This is a genomic window from Pedobacter sp. 01T416_2 (genome assembly GCF_056398925.1).
In genome coordinates, this window is record NZ_JBFTQI010000200.1 from 1 (window position 1) to 8,263 (window position 8,263).

At 42.5% G+C, this 8,263-nt stretch carries 8 protein-coding genes; 2 read left to right on the plus strand and 6 right to left on the minus strand.

Annotated elements, in window-relative coordinates:
- On the minus strand, window positions 1-286 hold a 286-nt coding region (locus AC1DPQ_RS10640), incomplete at its 3' end, for an LD-carboxypeptidase (RefSeq protein WP_477609190.1).
- 16 nt (window positions 287-302) lie between these two features.
- Here AC1DPQ_RS10640 and metG point away from each other — a divergent pair.
- Entirely contained in the window at window positions 303-2,411 is a 2,109-nt protein-coding gene (gene metG / locus AC1DPQ_RS10645; protein ID WP_477609192.1) for a methionine--tRNA ligase, read from the plus strand.
- A gap of 101 nt (window positions 2,412-2,512) precedes the next feature.
- Here metG and AC1DPQ_RS10650 read toward each other — a convergent pair whose 3' ends face one another.
- A complete protein-coding gene (locus AC1DPQ_RS10650; protein ID WP_477581016.1) occupies window positions 2,513-3,874 on the minus strand; it encodes a sulfatase family protein in 1,362 nt (453 codons plus the stop codon).
- A 1-nt stretch (window position 3,875) separates the two neighbouring features.
- A complete protein-coding gene (locus AC1DPQ_RS10655) occupies window positions 3,876-4,127 on the minus strand; it encodes a hypothetical protein (RefSeq protein ID WP_477581018.1) in 252 nt (83 codons plus the stop codon).
- Window positions 4,128-4,461: 334 nt separating this feature from the next.
- Here AC1DPQ_RS10655 and AC1DPQ_RS10660 point away from each other — a divergent pair, with 334 nt between their 5' ends.
- Window positions 4,462-5,073, plus strand: a complete 612-nt coding sequence (locus AC1DPQ_RS10660; RefSeq protein WP_477581020.1) for a GIN domain-containing protein — start codon at window positions 4,462-4,464, stop codon at window positions 5,071-5,073.
- Window positions 5,074-5,394: 321 nt separating this feature from the next.
- Here the strand turns inward: AC1DPQ_RS10660 and AC1DPQ_RS10665 are convergent, their stop codons facing one another.
- From AC1DPQ_RS10665 to AC1DPQ_RS10675, 3 genes are all read right to left on the minus strand, one after another.
- Window positions 5,395-6,423 (minus strand): ABC transporter permease, encoded by a 1,029-nt coding sequence (locus tag AC1DPQ_RS10665; RefSeq protein ID WP_477581022.1) that lies wholly within the window; start codon window positions 6,421-6,423, stop codon window positions 5,395-5,397.
- Entirely contained in the window at window positions 6,368-7,381 is a 1,014-nt protein-coding gene (locus AC1DPQ_RS10670; protein WP_477609196.1) for an ABC transporter ATP-binding protein, read from the minus strand. Before AC1DPQ_RS10670 ends, AC1DPQ_RS10665 begins: the two co-directional genes overlap by 56 nt.
- 26 nt (window positions 7,382-7,407) lie before the next feature.
- The coding region (locus AC1DPQ_RS10675) for a COG1470 family protein (RefSeq protein WP_477609198.1) at window positions 7,408-8,263 on the minus strand (856 nt) is incomplete at its 5' end.

An 8,263-nucleotide genomic window follows, 5' to 3' on the forward strand; every position in this document is an offset into this window, starting at 1 on the left:
TGATAGTACCATAACCGCCACGGCCCGAAATAATCGCTTTTATAGATGGATCGTCTAAAAAACGCTGAATATCTTTGGTTCTTAACGCATCAGTTCCTGCAAACTGGYGATGACTGGCGTATACACTTTCGCCCACAATAACCTCTAAACCCCAGCTTTCTAATCGCGCTATGGCATGGTCTATAGGTTTGGGTAATTTCTTTGCCGGACATACGAGGGCAATCTTATCTCCTTTTTTTAAATACGGGGGCTGCTTAATCATCTTCAAAACACTTATCTTTGCCAAATTAATAAAAATTGTTTTGGATAATAGTAAAATTAAAAGATATACCGTAACTGCAGCGCTTCCATATACCAATGGACCAGTTCATATTGGGCACCTGGCTGGTGTTTACATCCCTGCAGATATTTATGCCCGTTATTTAAGGTCGAATAAACGTGATGTAAAGTTCATCTGTGGATCTGACGAAAATGGTGTGCCCATTACTTTAAAAGCCAAAAGAGAAGGTATTACGCCTCAGGAAGTGGTAGATAAGTACCACAAGATTATTGGCGATTCTTTTAAAGAATTCGGCGTATCTTTCGATATCTATCACCGTACCTCATCGCTTACCCATCACCAAACCGCTGCCGATTTCTTCGAAACGCTTTACGATAAAGGTGTTTTTACCGAAGAGGTTACCGAGCAATATTACGATGCCACTGCAAAACAATTTTTAGCCGATCGTTACATTACCGGTACCTGCCCAAAATGCGGGAATGAAAATGCTTACGGCGATCAGTGCGAAAACTGTGGCTCTACGCTTAATGCGACCGATTTAATCAATCCAAAATCGACCCTATCTGGCGATAAGCCAATTTTAAAGGAAACTAAAAACTGGTTTCTGCCGCTAGATAAATACGAAGACCGTTTACGCACTTATATCGAAAGCCATAAAGAATGGCGCCCAAATGTGTATGGCCAATGCCAAAGCTGGTTAAATGCAGGTTTACAGCCTAGGGCCATGACCAGAGATTTAGATTGGGGTGTTCGCGTTCCGCTTCGCGATGCCGAAGGTAAAGTGCTTTATGTTTGGTTCGATGCTCCTATTGGATATATTTCTGCAACCAAAGAGCTTTGTAACTATGCCAAGCTCGATGTTTGGAACCCTAAAGCCGAAGAATATTACATCAGCAGTTACGAAAACGATAAATGTGGTTGGGAAGAATACTGGAAAAGTGACGAAACCAAACTGGTTCACTTTATCGGTAAAGATAACATCGTTTTCCACTGCATTATTTTCCCTGCAATGTTAATGGCACATGGCGAATATACCCTGGCTGATAATGTGCCGGCAAACGAATTTTTAAACTTAGAAGGACAAAAAATATCGACTTCTAAGAACTGGGCAGTTTGGCTGAACGAATATTTAAGAGAATTTGAAGGTAAACAAGATGTATTGCGTTATGTATTAACCGCAACCGCTCCCGAGACCAAGGATAACGATTTTACCTGGAAAGATTTTCAGGCGAGAAACAATAATGAATTGGTGGCCATACTCGGTAACTTCGTGAACAGGGTTGTGGTACTTACACATAAATACTTTGGCGGTTCGGTACCAACCTGCATGGAAATTACGGATGTAGATCAGGCTGTTATTGATGAACTGGCTGGGTATCCTGCTAAAATCTCTGCGTCTATCGAAAATTATCGCTTTAGAGAGGCCTTATCAGAAGTAATGAATGTTGCCCGTTTGGGAAATAAATACCTGGCCGAAACCGAGCCGTGGAAACTCATTAAAACGGATGAAGACCGTGTAAGAACGATATTGAATATTGCACTTCAAATCGCCGCCAATATTCAGATCCTGATTGAACCTTTCTTGCCATTTACAGCAGAAAAGTTAATGAAGATGCTTCAAAACGGCGGTCATGATTGGGATGATTCAGGTACGGTGAGCCTGTTAAAACGTGGCCACGAAATTGGCGAAGCTGTGCTCTTGTTTGATAAAATTGAAGATGCAGAGATCGACTTCCAGGTTGRGAAGTTAAACCAAAGCAAGGCCAGTAATGCAGCCAGTAATGTAGTTGCTGTTCCGGCAAAAGAGAATATCCAGTTTGATGATTTCTCGGCAATGGATATCCGTGTAGCCACCATTGTTGCTGCCGAAAAAGTAGAGAAAACAAAAAAACTTTTAAAATTAACGGTAAATACCGGTATCGACGAAAGAACAGTGGTTTCGGGCATAGCCGAATATTATAAACCTGAAGATATTGTTGGTAAACAGGTAAGTATGATCGTAAACCTTGCTCCACGCGAAATCAAAGGGATTTTATCACAGGGAATGATCCTGATGGCTGAAAATGCCGATGGCAAACTCACTTTTGTGGCACCTGTAGAAAAGTTCTCAGAGGGTAGTGTAATTAGATAGTGTTTGCCTGCTGTAATTAAAATATAAAGCCGTTTGATTAATTCAAATGGCTTTTTTTTATGCTATCTCTACACAATAATCCTAAAGGGCGGCTGTTGTAATTAATTTTTGAGTTTAGGCAGAGATTCCCACCAGGCAAGCAGTTCGGTTTTTAATTGAGTGGTTATTTTAACCTGTTTGGCGCTTAGCTCGGTAGTTTCATTTTTATCTTTCACAATGTTATAAAGCTGCACATCAGAGCCATCACTGTTCATAAGCAATTTCCATTCTCCAGTGCGCACCGCCAGGTTTGGACTTCTATTGGGTTTGGCAGGATATTTAAAGGCAATATCATTTCTGCCATACTCCCAAAACATGTTTTTTTTCCTCAGTGATGATTTTCCGGCGAAAACCTTACTCCGGTCTAACCCATCTCCCTGATAATCTGCAGGTAACTTTACTCCCGCCATGCCGGCTAATGATGGCAATAAATCTATCGCATTTACTTCCGAGCCCGCATCTATTTTTCCCTGGGGAATATGCCCTGGCCAACTAATTAAAAATGGCATTCTGGTGCCACCCTCGTATAAAGAAAGTTTAGTGCCTCTTAAACCACCAGTCCGGCTCCCTTTAAAACTCGGTAAAGGCCCATTGTCACTGGTGAAGATAATGATGGTATTTTTGTCTTCACCCATTGTTTTCAAACCATCCATTAATCTTCCTACTTGCTGGTCAAGTTCCTTCAGCACTAGTTTAAAGGCCTGCTCAGATTCTTGTCCCAAAGGAAACTTACCAATATATTCATTTCCAACATTGGGTACCCATGGCGTATGTACATCATCTGGCCAAAGATTTACAAAACGTGGTTTATTTTTATTTTCTTTAAAAAACTCGAGTGTTTTATCAACAAAATATTTGGTTCTGTCCCAGCGTTTTATGCTGTCTTTATCCGACCAGATCCAATTTGTAGCAGTAAGCAGTGGGTCTGGCTGAGGACTTTCGTAAGTACTGGCGTGGGCATCGTAACCATATTTCTCAAAAACCGGTGCATCCTTCACATCTCTTCCTCCGCCCATGTGCCACTTACCAAAATGACCAGTTGCATATCCGGCAGATTGGAAAATTCGGGCGATAGATGGCGCTTGGGGATTTAAGTAATCTGCTTGTTGTGCATTTTTATTGTGCTTTTTATTATCCAGATAAGTACTAAAATTCCACCTTCCGGGGTACATACCCGTGAGCAAGCTAGTTCTTGATGGCGAACAGATTGGTGCGCCACTATAATATTGGTTAAGCATTAACCCATTTTTCGCCAAACGATCTATGTTGGGTGTAGGCACAAAATTTCCGCCGAAGGTGCTTACATCGCTAAAACCCATATCATCAACAAGAATAATAATGATGTTTGGCTTGTTGTTTTGAGAGAAAGCCGAATAGCTAAATGCAAGCAGGAAAAAGGCAAATAATAACTTTAAATATTTCATATTAATCTTTTGGTTGATGTTTCGGCTGACGGCTTAGGGCATCCAGCTCCGTGGCCAGGCCTTTATCGTTTTGTTGTTTCATAAAAGTAGCCAGTTTAGATGAAAGTTCGCTTTTTACTTTTTTAAACTTAGGATCTGCAATCAGGTTTTGGAGATTAAATGGATTTTTGATCACATCATACAATTCTTCTTTTGGCCTCTTTTGATATGCATTTGCCCGAGTTGAATTTTTCTCCCTCCAAGTTTTAAACAATGCTCCCTTGGTTACTGTGTTCTTGAAAACCCATCGTAATTTAGGTTTTCGATATAAAAAAAATGGGCACTTCTAACCGATCTCATGGCGTAGGCATCACTACCGCGAATAATTCCTCTGGTGGTATGTTCGCCATAAACATAATCTCTGTGGCAAGCAGAGTATCTAGATTTACGTAAATCTGGCTAGAGCATCTGCAACTTTCGTCTAGAAATTACAGGCGTTGGTCTAGTGATTACCAACGCTGGTATAATACAGGGTTTTCGCCTGCAACGTTTGATGTATGGCTGCGTCTTAATAACAAACAATAGCAAAAACTTAAAATATAAAAGATATGAAAACCTTGGCAAAAACATTATTCGCAGCAGCATTAACAGCAGTAGTATTTACTTCATCAGCAATGGCAACTTTTGCCGCTGAGCCAGTTAAAGCAGAAACAAAAACTTCTTCATTATCAAAATTCAGCAGGATCTGGGTAAGCGGGAACGTGAAGATCATCTTAACACAAGGTGAAAAGCAAAATGTAGAAGGTGCCGGCAACTACGACGCTGCAAAAACCTCAGTATCAACTGATGGACAAACCTTATTTATCAATTCATTGGAAACAAGTCAGGTAACGCTGAATATTACCGTAAAAGATTTAGAAAGAATTGAAGCTTATGGTCAATCGGTTGTGCTAACCAGCAATAATTTTGATGTAAAGTACCTTCAGTTATTTTTGGGTCAAAGTGCTACAGCGAAGATCAAAACTACAGCAGGCAGTTTATATACAATCGTTAAGGACGATGCGGTATTAAAATTAAATGGTACCGCTGATCAAAGTACAATGATTGCCAGCAACATGAAAAATGTAAAATTAGCTGACTTTGCCAGTCTTAAATCAGCATCATATGCTTCTGAAGCGATGATGGAAGCTGAACAAAACGCAATGGTTTTAGCAAAATAGAAAATCTGTTTTTAAGATAGATCAGAGCCGCCCATTTGGGTGGCTTTTTTATTTATTTAGCGAAAGTGATTTTGGGCAATAATAATTCCTGTTCTGTCTTGCCCTTCAACTTTGATCTTTAAAAGAAAAACGGGAACCATCTAATAGACGGTCCCCGTTTTAATCTAAATTAACGCTCTCAGTATATAATACGTGTATTGGGATAAATTATTGCCCTACAGGTATAATAATTTAAAAATTTCCATGTATCAGGGTATTCTTTTTCCAAATTAGCAAAATAAAAACCGGATAACGGGAGTATGCAAAGAACAGCTATCCGCTTTAACTTCTAATTTCCCTACGCATAAAAAGGTAATAAGCAATGGCAAAACAACCTGTACTGGCGGCAATCATCCCGCTTAACTGGGGCCATACAATCATCAGGCTCTCTTTTACCGGCAGCGGACTGGGAATGGCCCCTGCCATTTGCTCCATACTCATCGGGCCGAGGCTCCGTATCGATGGCATCAATAGTGTAGTGGCCGCATCGGTATAAAGCTGGTTAGGTGCAATCCGCATGATATCTAAGATAAATTCATTGTAACCCATTACCTGTGCCTGCGTAAGGTAGGCAGGGTCGGGTAAAAAGGCCCTTATAATCAGGTTAACGATAATCGGATAAAAAACGGTAAAAAACAGCCACAGCCCCAAAGCGCTCAGCGCAGCAGTTGCCGGTTGCCGAAAAACAATAGAAAGCAGGATCGATAAACTTAAATAGAATGCAACGTAAAGAAGCGTTACAAAAACAAAACCCATTATTCTGATCAGTTCCTGGGCTTCTAACCTAACGCCTGTTAACACCAGCCCCCCACCAATCATAAGTAAGGTGAGCGAAAGAAAAAGCATGCCTACTATCAGTATTGCACTGCTAAATTTAGCCAGCAGCAGGTTATCCCTGTAAATCGGCTGTGCCAAAAGCCGGGTTAAAGTTCCGTTGTTCTGCTCCGAGTTAATGGCATCAAAACCCATGCTAATGCCAAGCAGCGGTGCAAGAAAACTGAGCAGCACATGGAAAGGTGGCATAGCGTTATCTGTTGATGTAAGCAGCTTTAGGTACATAAAAGCATGGTCGGGATCGTTTGTATTGGTAAAGGCTGTTCTGATATTGCTTACCGAAACATATAAAGAAGCCACAAAGGTTAACAGCACCAAAGCAACCAACACCAAAAAGCGCCAGCTCCTGATGTGATCGGCAATCTCTTTTCGGATGGTTACGCCAAAGGCCCTGTTTGGCTGAGGCGAGGCTGTATATTTTTTATCTTTTGTGCTGCCCGAAGAAAGCGCGCTTAAAGATACCGTTTGATTTTCCATGATTTAGATTTTCATTAAAACTACTTTCAAAATATTTCTGATAGATCTCATCCAGGCCATACGCCTTACGGCTTACCTGTAAAATGTTGTAACCCTTTTCCACTAAATGGCGAACAATGCGCGGGGTAATATCATGCTGGGTGGTAAACTCCAGCGTATCGCCAGAAATGGCGATCTCTGTAAGCGCTCCCCATTGCCTCATCTCTGCCTCCAATGGCCAGGGCTGCTCAATTAAATCTGCTGTTTTAATTGTGGTAACGGCTCCTTCTTTGCCGAAAAGGTTAGCGGAAAGCGAGGCAATATCGCCCTGGGCCAACAGTTTCCCACCAACAAATATGCCTACACGATCGCATACCTGTTGTACATGGTGCAGGTGGTGCGAAGAGAGCAAAACGGTTAAGCCCTGCTGCTGGCTCAGGGTTTTAATCAAGGTTAGAAATTCCTTTACCCCTGCAGGGTCTATGCCGAGTGTTGGCTCGTCGAGTATAATTACCTCGGGGTCTTTGATCAATACATCAGCCAAACCCAGCCGCTGTTTCATGCCCCGCGAAAAAATGCCGGCTTTTTTATCCATGCTGCAGGCAAGCCCCACTATATTAAGTACTTCTTCGGCCCGGTCTTTTAATGTGCTTTCGTCCAGGTTGTTCAGCCTCCCCAAATAAATTAAATTTTCGAGCGCCGTCATGTGGTTATAAAAGCCCACGCTATCTGGCATATAGCCCACCTTTTGCTTTACTGCAATGGGGTTTTTGGTGGCATCATATCCACAAACACGGGCAGTAYCGCTATGGGGCTCGGTTAGCCCGAGCATCATCAATATGGAGGTGGTTTTGCCCGCACCGTTTGGGCCGAGCAATCCAAAAATCTCACCGCGGTATACTTCCAGGTTCAGTTCGTCAACCGCCTTAAAGGCCCCATAGCGTTTGCTTAGGTTCCTGAGCTGTATAATAGGTTCCATCTTATTTCGTGCTGTTAAAGAATGGATTATCTTCTGCCGTACTTGCGTATGAGGTAGTATACACTGCCAATGGCGAGCACAATCACCAGGATACCGATCCAGCCAGAAAGCAATGAAGTTTTAACAAACATGCGGAACGCCAGCTGTGTGTTCGCGTTGGCACCCGAAAGGCTAAAGGTTGCGGCATAATCTCCGGCTATTGTTTTATCAGGAACTTTTAAAAAAGCGGTAACGGCTACGCTTTTTCCTGCCTCAAGTTTACTGATCTTGGCTGGCTCAAAACGCACTTCCCAGCCGCTTGGCAGCTGACTGCTCAGCTCCAGATCGTTCAGGGCCAGTGTTCCGGTGTTTTTAACCTCCAGTTGTATGTCTTTATGCCCGCCCGAACTCACCTCTTCACTAAGCCTTCCGCTTGGTGTACTCATGGTTACGCCATACGAGCCTTTTACTACTGCTTCGAGGTTAAGTAGAAGGGTATCATCGGCCGAAACGGCTTTAAGGGGGATACTGTATTTTTTAGGTGATGCATTTGCACTGGCATTAATCTCCACTGCAATTTCCTGGCTTTTGCCTGCATCCATATTAAGCGAAGTAACCTGGCTGCCCTCTACTTTGTAACTCACCACCCAGCCCGCTGGCAACGCTGCCTTCAGCTCGTAAATGGCCTGCTTTTTGGTCCCGTTATACAGGGTAGTGCTGTACCTGAAAACCTCATTCGTGGCCGCCTCGATATTAATCAGCTTTGCCGTAAAAGCCGATGGGCCAGCCTTGGCTTGGTTTAAGGGTTGGGCAATAGTGGCCACTGATGGCGCAAAAAAGATGGTGAAAAAAAGCGCAAATCTTCCTGATAAGCGAAAACGGTTAAATAGTAATGCTGATAAC

Excerpts from the sequence above, each read along its gene's own strand:
- AC1DPQ_RS10650 (WP_477581016.1), bottom strand. The coding sequence starts at position 3,874 with ATGAAATATTTAAAGTTATTATTTGCCTTTTTCCTGCTTGCATTTAGC.
- AC1DPQ_RS10660 (WP_477581020.1), top strand. The coding sequence starts at position 4,462 with ATGAAAACCTTGGCAAAAACATTATTCGCAGCAGCATTAACAGCAGTA.
- AC1DPQ_RS10665 (WP_477581022.1), bottom strand. The coding sequence starts at position 6,423 with ATGGAAAATCAAACGGTATCTTTAAGCGCGCTTTCTTCGGGCAGCACA.